Source organism: Streptomyces sp. NPDC049837, from assembly GCF_040674455.1.
Lineage (GTDB): Bacteria > Actinomycetota > Actinomycetes > Streptomycetales > Streptomycetaceae > Streptomyces.
In genome coordinates, this window is record NZ_JBFAMP010000006.1 from 400,642 (window position 1) to 416,358 (window position 15,717).

General features: G+C 70.4%; 13 protein-coding genes. 7 read left to right on the forward strand and 6 right to left on the reverse strand.

Annotated features, from left to right (window positions below; genetic code table 11):
* The first annotated feature begins 5 nt into the window (after nt 1-5).
* Nucleotides 6-764, forward strand: coding sequence for an SDR family oxidoreductase (locus AB0J57_RS19600; RefSeq protein ID WP_366129467.1), 759 nt, complete (start codon nt 6-8; stop codon nt 762-764).
* On the opposite strand, the gene AB0J57_RS19605 is transcribed toward AB0J57_RS19600, so the two are convergent.
* Nucleotides 765-1,175 carry a VOC family protein gene (locus tag AB0J57_RS19605; RefSeq protein ID WP_366129468.1) on the reverse strand — a complete coding sequence of 137 codons (411 nt, stop codon included), beginning with the start codon at nt 1,173-1,175 and terminating at the stop codon, nt 765-767.
* 176 nt (nt 1,176-1,351) lie between these two features.
* Here AB0J57_RS19605 and AB0J57_RS19610 point away from each other — a divergent pair, with 176 nt between their 5' ends.
* The gene (locus tag AB0J57_RS19610) at nt 1,352-1,912 is read left to right on the forward strand and encodes an SRPBCC family protein (RefSeq protein ID WP_366129469.1); all 561 of its coding nucleotides are present in this window, start codon (nt 1,352-1,354) and stop codon (nt 1,910-1,912) included.
* Nucleotides 1,913-2,065: 153 nt separating this feature from the next.
* Complete coding sequence (locus tag AB0J57_RS19615; protein ID WP_366129470.1) at nt 2,066-3,226, forward strand: alkaline phosphatase PhoX; 1,161 nt, start codon at nt 2,066-2,068, stop codon at nt 3,224-3,226.
* Here the strand turns inward: AB0J57_RS19615 and AB0J57_RS19620 are convergent.
* The 3 genes from AB0J57_RS19620 to dusB form a co-directional block, all read right to left on the reverse strand.
* Complete coding sequence (locus AB0J57_RS19620; protein WP_366129471.1) at nt 3,196-4,233, reverse strand: winged helix-turn-helix domain-containing protein; 1,038 nt, start codon at nt 4,231-4,233, stop codon at nt 3,196-3,198. The genes AB0J57_RS19615 and AB0J57_RS19620 overlap by 31 nt on opposite strands.
* A gap of 756 nt (nt 4,234-4,989) precedes the next feature.
* A complete protein-coding gene (gene ppdK, locus AB0J57_RS19625) occupies nt 4,990-7,701 on the reverse strand; it encodes a pyruvate, phosphate dikinase (RefSeq protein WP_366129472.1) in 2,712 nt (903 codons plus the stop codon).
* 445 nt (nt 7,702-8,146) lie between these two features.
* Nucleotides 8,147-9,283, reverse strand: a complete 1,137-nt coding sequence (gene dusB / locus AB0J57_RS19630) for a tRNA dihydrouridine synthase DusB (RefSeq protein ID WP_366129473.1) — start codon at nt 9,281-9,283, stop codon at nt 8,147-8,149.
* A 57-nt stretch (nt 9,284-9,340) separates the two neighbouring features.
* Here dusB and AB0J57_RS19635 point away from each other — a divergent pair, with 57 nt between their 5' ends.
* Complete coding sequence (locus tag AB0J57_RS19635) at nt 9,341-10,756, forward strand: MFS transporter (RefSeq protein WP_366129474.1); 1,416 nt, start codon at nt 9,341-9,343, stop codon at nt 10,754-10,756.
* 276 nt (nt 10,757-11,032) lie between these two features.
* On the opposite strand, the gene AB0J57_RS19640 is transcribed toward AB0J57_RS19635, so the two are convergent.
* A complete protein-coding gene (locus tag AB0J57_RS19640) occupies nt 11,033-11,242 on the reverse strand; it encodes a DUF6243 family protein (protein ID WP_366129475.1) in 210 nt (69 codons plus the stop codon).
* 238 nt (nt 11,243-11,480) lie between these two features.
* Here AB0J57_RS19640 and AB0J57_RS19645 point away from each other — a divergent pair, with 238 nt between their 5' ends.
* Together AB0J57_RS19645 and AB0J57_RS19650 are read left to right on the forward strand one after the other, a co-directional pair.
* Nucleotides 11,481-12,503 carry an aldo/keto reductase gene (locus AB0J57_RS19645; RefSeq protein WP_366129476.1) on the forward strand — a complete coding sequence of 341 codons (1,023 nt, stop codon included), beginning with the start codon at nt 11,481-11,483 and terminating at the stop codon, nt 12,501-12,503.
* A gap of 32 nt (nt 12,504-12,535) precedes the next feature.
* On the forward strand, nt 12,536-13,132 hold the full coding sequence (locus AB0J57_RS19650; RefSeq protein ID WP_366129477.1) for a TetR family transcriptional regulator: 597 nt from the start codon (nt 12,536-12,538) through the stop codon (nt 13,130-13,132).
* 83 nt (nt 13,133-13,215) lie between these two features.
* Here the strand turns inward: AB0J57_RS19650 and AB0J57_RS19655 are convergent, their stop codons facing one another.
* Nucleotides 13,216-14,598 carry a glycine--tRNA ligase gene (locus AB0J57_RS19655; RefSeq protein ID WP_366129478.1) on the reverse strand — a complete coding sequence of 461 codons (1,383 nt, stop codon included), beginning with the start codon at nt 14,596-14,598 and terminating at the stop codon, nt 13,216-13,218.
* Nucleotides 14,599-14,742: 144 nt separating this feature from the next.
* Between AB0J57_RS19655 and AB0J57_RS19660 the strand changes: the two genes are divergently transcribed.
* Nucleotides 14,743-15,708, forward strand: a complete 966-nt coding sequence (locus AB0J57_RS19660) for a metal ABC transporter substrate-binding protein (RefSeq protein ID WP_366129479.1) — start codon at nt 14,743-14,745, stop codon at nt 15,706-15,708.
* Nucleotides 15,709-15,717: the final 9 nt, after the last annotated feature.

A 15,717-nucleotide genomic window follows, 5' to 3' on the forward strand; every position in this document is an offset into this window, starting at 1 on the left:
ACGACATGTCCGCACGCTTCACCGGTACCACCGCTCTCGTCACCGGCGCCGGATCCGGACTCGGCCGGGCCATCGCACTCGCCCTCGCCGCCGAGGGCGCCGCCGTGGCCGTCGCCGGGCGCACCGCCGCCACCCTGGACGAGACCGTCGCCCTGATCGAGAAGGAGGGCGGCACGGCCGCCGCGTTCACGGCCGACGTGAGCCGCGCCGACGACATGCGCGCCCTGGTGGACCGGACCGTCGCCCGCTTCGGCGGCCTGGACGTGGCGGTCAACAACGCCGCCGTCCTGCGGGGCGCGGGCAGCCCGGTCGCCGACCTCGGCCCGGCGGACTGGCAGGCCATGCTCGACATCAACGTCACCGGAGTGCTCTACGCCCTCCAGGCCGAGATCGCCCACATGCGGGCGAACGGCGGCGGGGCGATCGTCAACGTCGGCTCGACCCTGGGCGCGCACGTCCGCCTGCCCGGCATGGGCGGGTACGCGGTCGGCAAGGCGGCGGTCGCCGTGCTGACCCGCGCCGCCGCCCTGGACCACGTCCGGGACGGCATCCGGATCAACCTGGTGAGCCCCGGCGCCTCGGACGCCCCGATGTCGCTGCGGCCGGGCGAGACCCACGAGGAGCGCGCGGCCAGGTTCAGCACACCGCTCGGCCGGCTGACCTCCGCCGAGGAGGTCGCCGCAGCGGTGCTGTACCTGGCCTCACCGGACGCGGGATCGACGGTCGGGACCGATCTGATCGTGGACGGCGGCGTGGCGGCCTGATCAGGACTGGCCCTCGACGACCGCCGGGTCCATCCACATGACCTCCCACAGGTGGTGGTCCGGGTCCTGGAAGGAACGGCCGTACATCGTGCCGTAGTCCTGCGGGTCATTGGCGGCCGAACCGCCGGACGCCAGAGCGGCGTCGCACAACTGGTCGACCCGCTCCCGGCTGTCGGCGCTCAGCGCGAAGATCGCCTCCGTCGTCCGCGCCGCGTCCGCGATCTCCTTCTTCGTGAAGTCCTTGAAGCGCGGCTCGGTCAGCAGCATCACGAAGATGGTCTCGCTGATGACCAGGCAGGCGGTCTTGTCGTCGCTGAACTGCTCGTTGAAGGAGTAGCCCAGCTTGCTCCAGAAGGTCTTCGACGTCTGGAGGTCCTTCACCGGCAGGTTCACGAAGATCATCTGGGGCATGTCGTCATCTCTTCTCTGAAGTGGGTGTGTCGCTTTCGAGGGGGTAGACCACGGGGGCCGCCGGAACTCATCGCTCCCCCGAAAAAAAATTTCGCCCCACTTGGCGCCGCCCGCCACCGCGGGCACCCGGCACGCCTGCGTTGCGGGGTGCCCGGCGCCGACCTAGCCTCGGCGCCATGAGCCCCCCGAGCCGGAGGATCACCGAGAAACTGTCGGGCGACGCCCTGTCCGCCGCCACCGGCAAGGACTGGGCGGCGTGGTTCGCCGTGCTCGACGCGTGGGGCGCCGCCACCCGCACGCACACCGAGATCGCCCGCCACCTCGTCGAGGCGCACGGCGTGCCCGGCTGGCACGCCCAGTCGATCACGGTCGGGTACGAGCAGGAGCGCGGCCTGCGCGAGGTGGGCCAGTCGAGCGGGGGCGACTGGCAGGTCTCCGTGAGCAGGACGGTGAACGCCCCGCCCGAGCGGGTCACCGAGGCGTTCACCGACCCGGACGTACGCCGGCGCTGGCTGCCGGAGGGCGCGTTCACCCTCCGCACGCACCGGCCGGGCAAGTCCGTCACGGCGGACTGGGAGGGCGGCGGCCGGATCGCCCTCTACCTGACCCCCAAGGGTGGACCGAAGACCCAGATCGGGCTGGGCCACACCAAATTGCCGGACGCGGACGCGGTCGAGGCGTACAAGGTGTTCTGGAAGGAGCGCCTCACGGAACTGAAGGAGCTGCTGGAGGGCTGAACGAGCCATGGCCCGACACCGACCGGCCCCCGATGCTTCCGCTTCACTGCTTGTTGATGCACCGTCAATCCAGGGCTTCTAGGTTCCCGAAGCGCTCGACCCCGCCGCCCCGCCCGGGAGCGGCTGGTGTGGTCACGACTCCTGGAGTGACAAGTGGAACGTCGCAGTTTCCTGCGTGGTGCGGTCATCGGTGGCTCCGCCGCCGCCTTCGGATTCACCCTCATGCGCGGCGCGGCCTACGCGGCGCCCGCCCAGCCGGGCCCGGGCCCGTACGGTGCGATGGGCGCGGCTGACGCCAACGGCATCCAGTTGCCCAGCGGCTTCACCAGCCGGGTGATCGCCCGGTCCGGCCAGCGGGTGGGCTCGACTTCGTACGTCTGGCACAGCGCTCCCGACGGCGGCGCCTGTTACGCCGACGGCACCGGCTGGATCTACGTCTCGAACTCGGAGATCTCCTCCACCGGCGGCGCGAGCGCGATCAAATTCTCCTCCACCGGCGCGATCACCGGCGCCTACCGGATTCTGTCCAACACCAACCGCAACTGCGCGGGCGGCAAGACGCCGTGGAACACCTGGCTGTCCTGCGAGGAGGTCGACACGGGGTACGTGTACGAGACCGACCCGTGGGGCGTCAACGCCGCGGTGCGCCGGGCCGCCATGGGCCGCTTCAACCACGAGGCCGCGGCCGCGGACCCGGTCCGCAAGGTGATCTACCTGACCGAGGACAAGTCCGACGGCTGCCTCTACCGCTTCGTCCCGAGCACGTGGGGCAACCTGTCCTCGGGCACCCTCCAGGTCCTCACGGCCGGCACCGCCACGTCCGGCAGCTTCGGCTGGGCGAACGTGCCCGACCCCGACGGCTCCCCCACGGCCACCCGCTACCAGGTGTCCGGCGCGAAGAAGTTCAACGGCGGCGAGGGCTGCCACTACGCCAGTGACACGGTCTGGTTCACCACCAAGGGCGACAACCGCCTGTGGCAGTTGAACCTCGCGTCCAACACCTACGAACTGGCCTACGACGACTCCCTGGTCACCTCCGGCACCGCCCCGCTGACCGGCGTGGACAACGTCACCGGCTCGTCCTCCGGCGACCTGTACATCGCGGAGGACGGCGGCAACATGGAGATCTGCGTCATCACGCCGGACGACGTGGTGGCACCCTTCCTGCGGATCAACGGCCAGTCGGGCTCCGAGATCTGCGGCCCGGCCTTCTCGCCGGACGGCAAGCGGCTGTACTTCTCCAGCCAGCGCGGCACGACGGGCAGTTCGTCGGGCGGCATCACCTACGAGGTGACGGGCCCCTTCCGCGCGTAGGGGCGTGGCTGCTGCTGCCTGGGCTGGGCGCCGCCTCCGTGCAGGAGGGCGGCGCCCAGCGGCGTCAGGGTGTGCAGCACGGAGCTGCCCTGGCGGAGCGTGTACACCAGGCCCGCGTCCCGCAGCACGCCCGCGTGCTGGCTGGCGGAGGCGAGGGACACGCCCGCGCGGCGGGCCAGCTCGCTCGTCGTACCGCCGTGGCCTATGGCCCTGAGCACGGCGCACCGGGTGTGCCCGACGAGCCGCCCCAGCGGGGACGTCCCGGTCTCGCACGGGGCCGCCACCGGGGCGTCGGTGTGCGTGACGGGGTAGACGAGGACGGGCGGCAGGTCCGGGTCGCGGAGGACGACCGGGGTGCCCCGGCAGAAGTACGAGGGCTGGAGGAGCAGGCCCCGCCCGTCCAGGTGCAGTTCGCGGTCGACGGGATAGTCGGCCTCCAGCACGGGCGCCTTCCAGCGCAGCACCGGCGGCAGGGTGGCCAGCAGTTCGTCGGCCCCGCCGTCGAGGAGGGCCCGGCCGCGCACGGCGCGGTCGGCCTCCACGCGGGCCTCGATGTGCGACCAGTACGGCTCGATGGCCGCCCGGTGGTAGCCGCGCAGCGCCCCGATGAGCCGGCCGAACGGCTCCTCCCGCCCCTCGGCGAGGTCGCGCGCCCAACCGGGCAGCGGTCCCCCGCCGGGCCGGGAGGAGGCCAGCAGGGCCAGCTCCGTGTGGACCCGGGCGGGCGGGGTCGCCCGTACGGCCTGGAGGCCCGCGTCAAGGCCGTCGAGGCCCTGGGGCGGGGTGAGGAAATCGGGGAAATAGCCCCGCGTCGGGACGAGGGCGCCGAGCAGTCGCGTTTCGCCGTTCAGCCTCGTCCGGGATTCCGAGCGCCATGCTCCGTAGACCATCGCGCCGCGCCGGTCCCGCAACCTGTGAAAGCTGAGAATCGTTTCCCACAACGCATCCGGCCGGGCAGCCATCCGGACCCCGGCGAGGTCCTCCCCGGTGAAATGAATACGTAGCACTGAACCCCCACCTGTTGCATCCGCAATCACCCCCCGCCAATGAGTATGCACGCCATCACAGGACGTCACCACGGCATTTCAGCCACAGTTGAAACGCATCGCGGAGACCGGGGGTGAACCGAAAAGCTGTACGCCGTCGGGCAGGAAACCTTCAGGACCGAGGTGACGTGGTGAAGACCGTGGGGGGCTTCGCACGTCCGGCGGCGGACCTGAAAGGTTGCGGCTCTCCCGCCCGGCAGGGGTAATGGGGCGCGGTCGGCGGGTGGGGATCCGGTGGCCGCGCTCCGCCCGTTCTTTGCGGGATGAATCGGCGCCATTTGCCCGGACGTAGCCGGGGCGTAAAAGTCCGGCCTTCAACAGCCCAGAATTCAACCGGCCGCAATGCAACAGGAACCTACATTTCCCCCCGCCGCGGCCCACGCCACCTGAGCGGCCCACGCGCCCTGACCGGGCCAAGCCACCTGAGCGGCCCACGCGCCCCGAGCGGGCCAAGCCACCGTGAGCGGCCCACGCCCCCCTGACCGGGCCAAGCCCCGCGCCCGGGTGGCCCCACGATCGGGCCGGCGCCAACCCGCCGCGAACCGTGTGCGTACCCGTGTCCGGGCAGCGCGACGGGGCGGACACCTCCGCACAAGGTGTCCGCCCCGTCTCTCTTGCGTACCGGAGCCGCCGCCGATCGGTGAGGGTCGGGGACCAACGGCGGCTCCGGGGCTCATCGCCGGACCGTCCGGGCGAACGGACGGTCCGGGGCCGGGCTCAGCGGCTGTCGCTCCCGCTGGACTGCGCCGCCGCGCGGCCCGCCTCCAGGCGCGCGACCGGAATCCGGAACGGCGAGCAGGAGACGTAGTCCAGGCCCACCTCGTGGAAGAAGTGCACCGACTCCGGGTCACCGCCGTGCTCGCCGCACACGCCGAGCTTGATGTCCGGGCGGGTGGCCCGGCCGGCCTCGACGGCGCTCCGCACGAGCGCGCCGACACCGTCCTTGTCGATCGTCTCGAACGGCGACACCCCGAAGATGCCCTTCTCCAGGTACGCGGTGAAGAAGCTCGCCTCCACGTCGTCGCGGGAGAAGCCCCACACCGTCTGGGTGAGGTCGTTGGTGCCGAAGGAGAAGAACTCGGCGCACTCGGCGATCTGACCGGCGGTCACGGCGGCGCGCGGCAGCTCGATCATCGTGCCCAGCGCCAGTCGCAGCTCGACGCCGGTCTGCGCCTGGACCTCGGCGATGACCTGCTCGGCCTCGTCGCGGACCAGCTCCAGCTCCTGGACGGTGCCCACGAGCGGGATCATGATCTCGGCGCGCGGGTCGCCCTTGGCCTCGATGCGCTGGGCGGCGGCCTCGGCGATGGCGCGGACCTGCATGGTGAACAGTCCGGGGATGACCAGGCCGAGGCGTACGCCGCGCAGACCCAGCATCGGGTTCTGCTCGTGCAGCCGGTGCACGGCCTGGAGGAGCCGCAGCTCGTTCTCGTGGGGCTCCTTGCGGGCCTCCGCGAGGGCGACGCGCACCGACAGCTCGGTGATGTCGGGCAGGAACTCGTGCAGCGGCGGGTCCAGCAGGCGCACCGTCACCGGCAGGCCGTCCATCGCCTCGAACAGCTCGACGAAGTCGTCCTTCTGGAGCGGCAGCAGCGCCTTGAGGGCCTCGTCGCGCTCGGCGTCCGTGTCCGCGAGGATCAGCCGCTCGACGTACTGGCGGCGGTCGCCGAGGAACATGTGCTCGGTGCGGCACAGGCCGATGCCCTGCGCGCCGAAGCGCCGCGCCCGCAGCGCGTCCTCGGCGTTGTCGGCGTTGGCCCGCACGCGCAGCCGGCGAACCCGGTCCGCGTACGCCATGATCCGGTGCACCGCCTGGACCAGCTCGTCGGCGTCGTCGGCGCCGGCGTGCATCCGGCCCTCGAAGTACTCGACGACCGGCGACGGTACGACGGGTACCTCACCGAGGTACACCTTGCCGGTGGAGCCGTCGATGGAGACGACGTCGCCCTCCTCGACAACGTGCCCGCCGGGCACGGTCATCCGGCGGCGCTTGGTGTCGACCTCCAGCTCCTCCGCGCCGCAGACACAGGTCTTGCCCATGCCGCGCGCGACGACGGCCGCGTGGGAGGTCTTGCCGCCGCGCGAGGTCAGGATGCCCTCGGCGGCGATCATGCCGTCCAGGTCGTCCGGGTTGGTCTCACGGCGGATCAGGATGACCTTCTCGCCGGACCGGGACCACTTGACGGCGGTGTACGAGTCGAAGACGGCCTTGCCGACCGCCGCGCCCGGCGAGGCGGCGATGCCGCGCCCGATCTGCTCGACGTCCGCCTTCTCGTCGAAGCGCGGGAACATGAGCTGCGCGAGCTGGGCGCCGTTGACGCGCTGGAGCGCCTCGGCCTCGTCGATCAGGCCCTGGTCGACGAGCTGCGTCGCGATCCGGAAGGCGGCACCGGCGGTGCGCTTGCCGACGCGGGTCTGGAGCATCCAGAGCTGGCCGCGCTCGATGGTGAACTCGATGTCGCAGAGATCCTTGTAGTGGTTCTCCAGCGTCTCCATGATCTGCATGAGCTGGTCGTACGACTTCTTGTCGATCGACTCGAGGTCGGCCAGCGGCACGGTGTTGCGGATGCCGGCGACGACGTCCTCGCCCTGCGCGTTCTGGAGGTAGTCGCCGTACACGCCCTGGTGGCCGCTGGCCGGGTCGCGGGTGAAGGCGACGCCCGTGCCGGAGTCGGGGCCGAGGTTGCCGAAGACCATGGAGCAGACGTTGACGGCGGTGCCCAGGTCGTGCGGGATGCGCTCCTGGCGGCGGTACAGCTTGGCGCGCTCGCCGTTCCAGGAGTCGAAGACGGCCTTGATGGCCAGGTCCATCTGCTCGCGCGGGTCCTGCGGGAAGTCACGGCCGGCCTCGGCCTTGACGATCTTCTTGAAGTGCTTGACGAGCTTCTTCAGGTCGCCCGCGTCGAGGTCGGTGTCGACGGTGACCTTCTTGGTGGCCTTGGCCTCGTCGAGGGCCTCCTCGAAGAGCTCGCCGTCCACGCCGAGGACCGTCTTGCCGAACATCTGGATCAGGCGCCGGTACGAGTCCCAGGCGAACCGCTCGTCCCCGGCCTGCTTGGCCAGGCCCTCGACGGACTTGTCGGAGAGTCCGATGTTGAGGACGGTGTCCATCATTCCGGGCATCGAGAACTTGGCGCCGGAACGGACGGAGACCAGGAGCGGGTTGTCGGCCTGGCCGAGCTTCTTGCCCATCTTCTTCTCGAGGGCGTCCAGGTGCGCGGTGACCTCGTCGCGCAGCTCGACGGGCTCGTCGCCGCTCTCGAGGTAGACCTTGCAGGCCTCGGTGGTGATGGTGAAGCCGGGGGGAACGGGGAGACCCAGGTTGGTCATCTCGGCGAGGTTGGCACCTTTACCGCCGAGCAGGTCCTTGAGGTCCTTGTTGCCCTCGGTGAAGTCGTACACGAACTTCTGATCTTTGTTTTCCGACACGGGTCTCGACTCCTCGAGGACTCGGTGGCTGCCCTGACGGCGAGGAACATACCCAGATCGAAGGCTTCTGGGTACGTACGCCTACCCGTCATACGGCCTTAACCACCCGTCCGCCAGCAGATCGAAAGTGACTGAGCGGTAGGTTTTCGCGCCGAGCTCCTTCAGCCTCCGAATGACGCTTGACTCAAAGCTGGCGGTAATCGCTCATATGAGCGCCCAGGAAGGCACGTGAGTTCAACTCTTGAACACAAAAAGGGTGGCACTGAGTGCCACCCTTTGAGAAGTGCAGCCGCCCTCTCGGCGCTCATTTGAGCGCAACCCCTATCAGGGGTGGCGAGAATCACGCCCCGCCGAAGCCCGGAATTCCACGATCCGGACGGCTCCCGCACCGCATCCGGACAGCCACGACGTCCCTCGGCAAAGCCCCCTTGCCATGGGCCCCCGGTCAGCCGCCGGACGTGTCCAGCTCCGCGTCAGCGCTGACCGCGGAGCAGTCGTACGGGTCCTTCAGCCACCCGTCCGGGAGCACCACGCGGTTGTTTCCGGACGTCCGCCCACGCGGGCCGTCCGCGCCCACCGGCCACGCCTGGTCCAGGTCCAGCTCGCTCAACTGAGCGCGCAGCTCGTCCAGCGAGGACGTCACCGCCAATCGCTTCCGCATCTCCGAGCCGACCGCGAAGCCCTTCAGGTACCAGGCCACGTGCTTACGGAAGTCGATGACGCCCCGCGACTCGTCGCCGATCCACTCCCCCAGCAGTTTCGCGTGCCGCACCATCACGTCCGCGACCTCCCGCAGGGTGGGCGTCGCCGCCTTCCCCGACCCCTCGAAGGCCGCCACCAGGTCGCCGAAGAGCCACGGCCGGCCCAGGCAGCCGCGCCCGACGACGACGCCGTCGCAGCCGGTCTCGCGCATCATCCGCAGCGCGTCGTCCGCCGACCAGATGTCGCCGTTGCCGAGCACCGGGATCTCCGGGACGTGCTCCTTGAGCCGGGCGATGGCGTCCCAGTCCGCCGTGCCGCCGTAGTGCTGGGCCGCCGTGCGCCCGTGCAGCGCGATCGCCGTCACGCCCTCCTCGACCGCGATGCGCCCGGCGTCCAGGAAGGTGATGTGGTCGTCGTCGATGCCCTTGCGCATCTTCATCGTGACCGGCAGGTCCCCGGCGTTGGAGACGGCCTCGTTGAGGATCGCCCGCAGCAGCGGCCGCTTGTACGGCAGGGCGGAACCGCCGCCCTTGCGCGTCACCTTGGGCACCGGGCAGCCGAAGTTCAGGTCGATGTGGTCGGCCAGGTCCTCGTCGACGATCATCCGGACCGCCTTTCCGACGGTCACCGGGTCGACCCCGTAGAGCTGGATCGACCGGGGCGTCTCGGTCTCGTCGAAGTGGATGAGCTGCATGGTCTTCTCGTTGCGCTCGACCAGCGCCCGCGTCGTGATCATCTCGCTCACGAACAGCCCCTTCCCGCCGCTGAACTCGCGGCACAGGGTGCGGAACGGGGCGTTGGTGATGCCGGCCATCGGCGCGAGCACCACCGGCGGCCGCACGGTGTGCGGCCCGATGGCAAGAGGACTGAACGCGGTCATGCCCCCCATTGTCACCCACACACCGACCAGATCGTTAGTTAGGCGTACTTTGAATATATGCCCGAGCTCACTCAACGCCGGCGGCTGCTGGTCCTCGCGATCTGCTGCATGAGCCTGCTGATCGTCAGCCTCGACAACACCGTCCTGAACGTCGCCCTGCCCTCCATGCGCCGGGAGCTGCACGCGGACGTCGCGGGGATGCAGTGGACCATCGACGCCTACACGCTCGTCCTGGCGTCGCTGCTGATGCTCGCCGGCTCCACCGCCGACCGGATCGGCCGCCGCAAGGTCTTCATGGCCGGGCTGGTCCTCTTCACCCTCGGCTCGGCGCTCTGCTCCCTCGCCCCGAACCTCGAAGCGCTCGTCGCCTTCCGCATGGTCCAGGCGGTGGGCGGCTCGATGCTCAACCCGGTCGCCATGTCGATCATCACCAACACCTTCACCGAGCCACGCGCGCGTGCCCGCGCCATCGGCGTCTGGGGCGGGGTCGTGGGCATCTCCATGGCGGCGGGCCCACTGGTCGGCGGCGTGCTCACCGATTCGGTCGGCTGGCGCTCGATCTTCTGGCTCAACCTGCCGATCGGGCTCCTCGCGCTGTTCCTCACCTTCCGGTACGTCCCCGAGTCGCGCGCCCCGAGGCCCCGCCGGGTGGACCCGGTCGGCCAGCTCCTCGTCATGGTGCTCCTGGGGTCACTGACGTACGCGATCATCGAGACGGACCCGGTCCTCGCCGCCGTGGCCGGGGCCGCCCTCGTCGCGCTGCTGCTGTACGAGCCGAGGCGCGCCGAGCCGCTGATCGACCTGCGCTTCTTCCGCAGCGCCCCGTTCAGCGGGGCCACGGTCATCGCGGTGTGCGCGTTCGCGGCCCTGGGCGGTTTCCTGTTCGTCAACACCCTGTACCTCCAGGACGTGCGCGGGCTGTCCGCCCTGGACGCCGGGCTCTACATGCTGCCGATGGCCGCGCTCACCTTCGTCTGCGCGCCCCTGTCCGGGCGGCTGGTCGGCAGCCGGGGCCCGCGCCTGCCGCTGCTGATCGCGGGCGTGACGATGACGACGAGCGGGGTGCTGTTCGCCGCCTTCGAGGCCGAGACGTCCACACCGCTGCTGTTCACCGGGTACGTCCTGTTCGGCCTCGGGTTCGGCATGGTGAACGCGCCCATCACCAATACGGCCGTCTCCGGCATGCCCCGCGCCCAGGCGGGCGTCGCCGCCGCCGTCGCCTCCACGAGCCGGCAGATCGGCCAGACGCTGGGCGTCGCGGTCATCGGAGCCGTCCTGGCCGCCGGCGTCCCGCCCGCCTCCCACACGGTCGGCTTCGTCGCCGCGAGCCGCCCGGCCTGGTGGATCATCGCCGGCTGCGGCCTGATCGTCCTGCTGGTCGGCGCGGCCACCAGCGGCACCTGGGCCCGCGCGACAGCCGACCGCACGGCCCGCCGCCTGGCGGACCCGGAGCCCACTCCCGCCACGCACTGAGCCCCGCGCGCCTGCGCCCGCACCCGGCATCGGGACAGGAGGGGCCGTGCAGGGTCGCCCCCGCAGAGGCCGGCGGCGAAGGACGGGCTCCCAAGACCCGTGACCCAAGGCCGCCGGCCTCGAGGAGGTGAGCCCGGAGGGGCCCCGCCCCACCCACCGCCCGCTGCCGCCGCCAAGGCGAAGGCCCGGGCACCCGATGAGGGTGCCCGGGCCCTGCCGTGCGCCGTGCGACATATCGCCGTGCGCGGTCCGGAAGACCGGTAGCCGACGGTCGGGTCAGCTCTGCTGCTCGCCGCCCTGGTCGCTCTGCTCACTCGGCGACGCGCCCTGCGCGCGCTCGCGCATCTTGCGCAGCAGCTCCTGCTTCTGGTCGGCGGCGGCCCGGCGGTCGGCGGCGCGGGCGGGGGCGGAGCCCTGCTGATCGGCGCGGGACAGCTTCTTGCGCTGTCCGCCTACGCCCAGAAGGTTGTTACGGCTTTTGGCCACGGGATCTCCATCGTGGTGAGAAGTGGTTCGGCATGCGTCGCGTGGGGGGCGGGTGGTCGGGCCCGCCGCACTCTCACTCGTAGATCGGAAGGAATGCCATGCGGTGACCGTACCCCGCCGCGGAGGGCTCGGCACCCACTTTTCCGAACCGATGACTGCTGACAGATATTGAAATCTGTCAGCAGTCATGTCACCGTAGGGGGGCAGCCCCCTCCCCACCCCTCCCCAAGGAGCCCTCATGACCTCCGCCGCCACCCTCCCCACCCGTCCCCTCGGCACCACCGGCCCCCAGGTGTCCGCCCTCGGCCTCGGCTGCATGGGCATGTCCGCCCTCTACGGGCAGGCCGACCGCACCGAGTCGATCGCCACCATCCACGCCGCCCTCGACGCGGGCGTCACGCTGCTGGACACCGGCGACTTCTACGGCATGGGCCACAACGAGCTGCTGATCAACGAGGCCCTCCGCACGGCCCCGGCCACCGCCCGCGAACGGGCCCTCACCAGCGTCAAGTTCGGCGCGCTGCGCACCGTCGAGGGCGGCTTCACCGGCTACGACGGGCGCCCGGCCGCGGTGAAGAACTTCGCCGCGTACTCGCTCCAGCGCCTCGGCACCGACCACATCGACATCTACCGGATCGCCCGCGTCGACCCCGACGTCCCCGTCGAGGAGACAGTCGGCGCCATCGCCGAGCTGGTCGAGGCCGGGCACGTACGCCACATCGGCCTGTCCGAGGTCGGCGCCGGGACCCTGCGCCGGGCCGCCGCCGTCGCGCCGATCGCCGACCTCCAGATCGAGTACTCGCTGGTCTCACGAGGGATCGAGGACGAGATCCTGCCGGCCGCGCGCGAACTGGGCATCGGCATCACGGCCTACGGAGTGCTCTCCCGTGGCCTGATCAGCGGCCACTTCTCCCGCGACCGCGCGCTGGCGCCCGGCGACTTCCGGAGCATGAGCCCGCGCTTCCAGGGCGACAACCTGCACCGCAACCTCGACCTGGTGGAGCGGCTTCGCAAGGTCGCCGAGGAAAAGGGCGTCACGGTCGCCCAGACCGCCATCGCCTGGGTGCTCGCCCAGGGCGACGACATCGTGCCGCTCATCGGCGCCCGCCGCCGCGACCGGCTGGCCGAGGCGCTCGGCGCCCTCGACGTCACCCTCCGCGCCGAGGACCTCGCCGCCATCGAGGCGGCCGTCCCGGCGGGGGCGGCCGCCGGCGAGCGCTACCCGGCGGCCCAGATGGCGCACCTGGACAGCGAACGCTGACGCCTGGCCCGGCCGGGGTACCTTCACTGTTCATGAGCACCGACGCCCTGACCCCGGACCGCATCCTCGAAGCCACCGAGGAGGTGCTGCGCCGCTACGGCCCGGCCAAGGCGACGGTGGTCGACGTGGCACGGGCCCTCGGGGTCAGCCACGGCAGCGTCTACCGCCACTTCCGCACCAAGGCGGCGCTGCGCGAGGCGGTCACCGAGCGCTGGCTGGAGCGGGCGGTGACCGAGCTGGCCCCCTTCGCGGAAGGGCCGGGCCCCGCCGCCCGGCGGCTCACGGACTGGCTGTCGACGCTCTTCGCGGCCAAGCGCCGCAAGGCGGGCGGCGACCCGGAGCTGTTCGCCACGTACGAGGTGCTGATCGGCGAGAGCAGCACCGTGGTGGCCGAGCACGTGGACCACCTCGTCGGGCAGCTCGCCCGGATCATCGAGGACGGCCACCGGCAGGGCGAGTTCGCCTCACCGGAGAGCCTCGGGGGCGACTACACCACCACGGCCCGCGCGGTGTTCGACGCCACGGACCGCTTCCACGACCCGGTGCACGCCGCCGACTGGACGGACCCCGGCATCGACGCCGCCTTCGACGCCGTGGTCGCGCTCCTCCTCCGGGGCCTGCGCGCCTGAGCAACGCCCGGGCAGTGCCCGGGCACGGGAAAGCCCCCGGTCCCTCACCAGGAACCGGGGGCTTCGCGCGTCCGCGTGAGACGTCAGCAGCCGAGCAGGCGGCTGCCCAGGTAGCCCTGGATCTGGTCCAGCGAGACGCGCTCCTGCTTCATGGTGTCGCGCTCGCGCACGGTCACCGCGTTGTCGTCGAGCGTGTCGAAGTCGACCGTGACGCAGAACGGCGTACCGATCTCGTCCTGGCGGCGGTAGCGGCGGCCGATGGCGCCCGCGTCGTCGAACTCGATGTTCCAGTTCTTGCGCAGGTCGGCGGCGAGGCCCTTGGCCTTCGGCGAGAGCTGCGGGTTGCGGGACAGCGGCAGGACGGCGACCTTGACCGGGGCCAGGCGCGGGTCGAGGCGCATCACGGTGCGCTTCTCCATCACGCCCTTGGCGTTGGGCGCCTCGTCCTCGTTGTAGGCGTCGAGCAGGAACGCCAGCATCGTGCGGCCGACACCGGCGGCCGGCTCGATGACGTACGGCGTCCAGCGCTCGCCGGCCTCCTGGTCGAAGTACGACAGGTCCGTGCCGGAGGCCTTGGAGTGCGCCGACAGGTCGTAGTCGGTGCGGTTGGCGACGCCCTCCAGCTCGCCCCACTCGCTGCCGCCGAACTGGAAGCGGTACTCGATGTCGGCGGTGCGCTTGGAGTAATGGGAGAGCTTCTCCTTGGGGTGCTCGTACCAGCGCATGTTCTCCTCACGGAGACCAAGGTCGCGGTACCAGTTCCAGCGCTGCTCCATCCAGTATTCCTGCCACTGCTCGTCCTCGCCCGGCTTGACGAAGAACTCCATCTCCATCTGCTCGAACTCGCGGGTGCGGAAGATGAAGTTGCCCGGAGTGATCTCGTTCCGGAAGGACTTGCCCATCTGCGCGATGCCGAACGGCGGCTTCTTGCGCGAGGACTGCTGCACCTGCGCGAAGTTGGTGAAGATGCCCTGGGCGGTCTCGGGGCGCAGGTAGGCGACGGAGCCGGAGTCCTGGGTCGGGCCGAGGTGGGTGGAGAGCAGGCCCGAGAACTGCTTGGGCTCGGTGAACGTGCCCTTGTTGCCGCAGTTGGGGCAGCTCAGGTCCTTGAGGCCGTTCTCGGGGAGGCGGCCGTGCTTCTCCTCGTACGCCTCCTCCAAGTGGTCCGCGCGGAAGCGCTTGTGGCAGGAGGTGCACTCGGTGAGCGGGTCGGTGAAGGTGGCGACGTGACCGGAGGCCTCCCAGACCTCGGGCGCCAGGATCACCGAAGAGTCGATACCGACGACGTCCTCGCGCGAGGTGACCATGTAGCGCCACCACTGGCGCTTGATGTTCTCCTTGAGCTCGACACCCAGCGGCCCGTAGTCCCAGGCGGCCCGCTGACCGCCGTAGATCTCGCTGCACGGGTAGACGAAGCCACGGCGCTTGCTCAGGTTGACGATCGTGTCGATCTTGTCGGCGGCCACTGTGCTCTCTTCATAACGACGATGGCGAACGGCGAATGCTTCAGGTTACCGGCGCGCGCACCCCCGGGATCAAATCGGTGGGTGGCCGGAGCCACTTACCGCCTTTGTTGACAATCGTTTCCACTTTTGTTGAAAATGAATCCCATGAACGTGCGACGCCTCATACCCACCACCGCCCTCGCCGGAGCCGTGACCCTCGGCCTGGTCACGCTCTCCGCCTGCGGCGGTTCGTCCGGCTCCGCCGCGGCATCCGACGACGGCAAGCTGAACGTGGTGGCGTCGTTCTACCCCATGCAGTTCCTGGCCGAGCAGATCGGCGGCGACAACGTCTCCGTCACCACCCTCACCAAGCCGGGCGTCGAGCCGCACGACCTGGAGCTCAAGCCGAAGCAGATCGGCGAGCTCGGCGAAGCGGACTACATCCTCTACCTCAAGGGCATCCAGCCCGCCGTCGACGACGCGATCAAGCAGGCGGGCGTCAAGAACACCGTCGACGCCGGCACGCTGACCACGCTGGAGGAGCACGGCACCGAGGTCGGCCACGACCACGGCCACGAGGAAGATCACCACGGCGACGAGCAGGAGGCCGGGGCCGACCCGCACATCTGGCTCGACCCGGTGAAGTACGCCGAGGTCGCCAAGGGCGTCGGCGCCTCCCTGGAGAAGGCCGACCCGGACCACGCGGCCGACTACAAGAAGAACACCGCCGAGCTGGTGAAGAAGCTCGACGCCCTCCACGCCAAGTTCGACGCGGGCCTGAAGAACACCACCACCCGGACCTTCATCACCACGCACTCCGCCTTCGGCTACCTCGCCGAGCGGTACAAGCTGGAGCAGGAGGGCATCTCCGGCATGGACCCCGAGTCCGAGCCGAGCCCCGCCCGGATCAAGGAGCTCCAGGACATCGCGAAGAAGGACAAGGTCACCACCGTCTTCTTCGAGACCCTCGCCAGTGACAGGACCGCGAAGACCCTCGCCAAGGACACCGGCCTCAAGACCGACGTCCTGGACCCGCTGGAGGGAATCACGGACAAGTCCAAGGGCGCTGACTACATCGAGGTCATGGAGTCCAACCTCGCCGCGCTGAAGAAGGCACTCGGCGCCAAGTGACACCCAGTG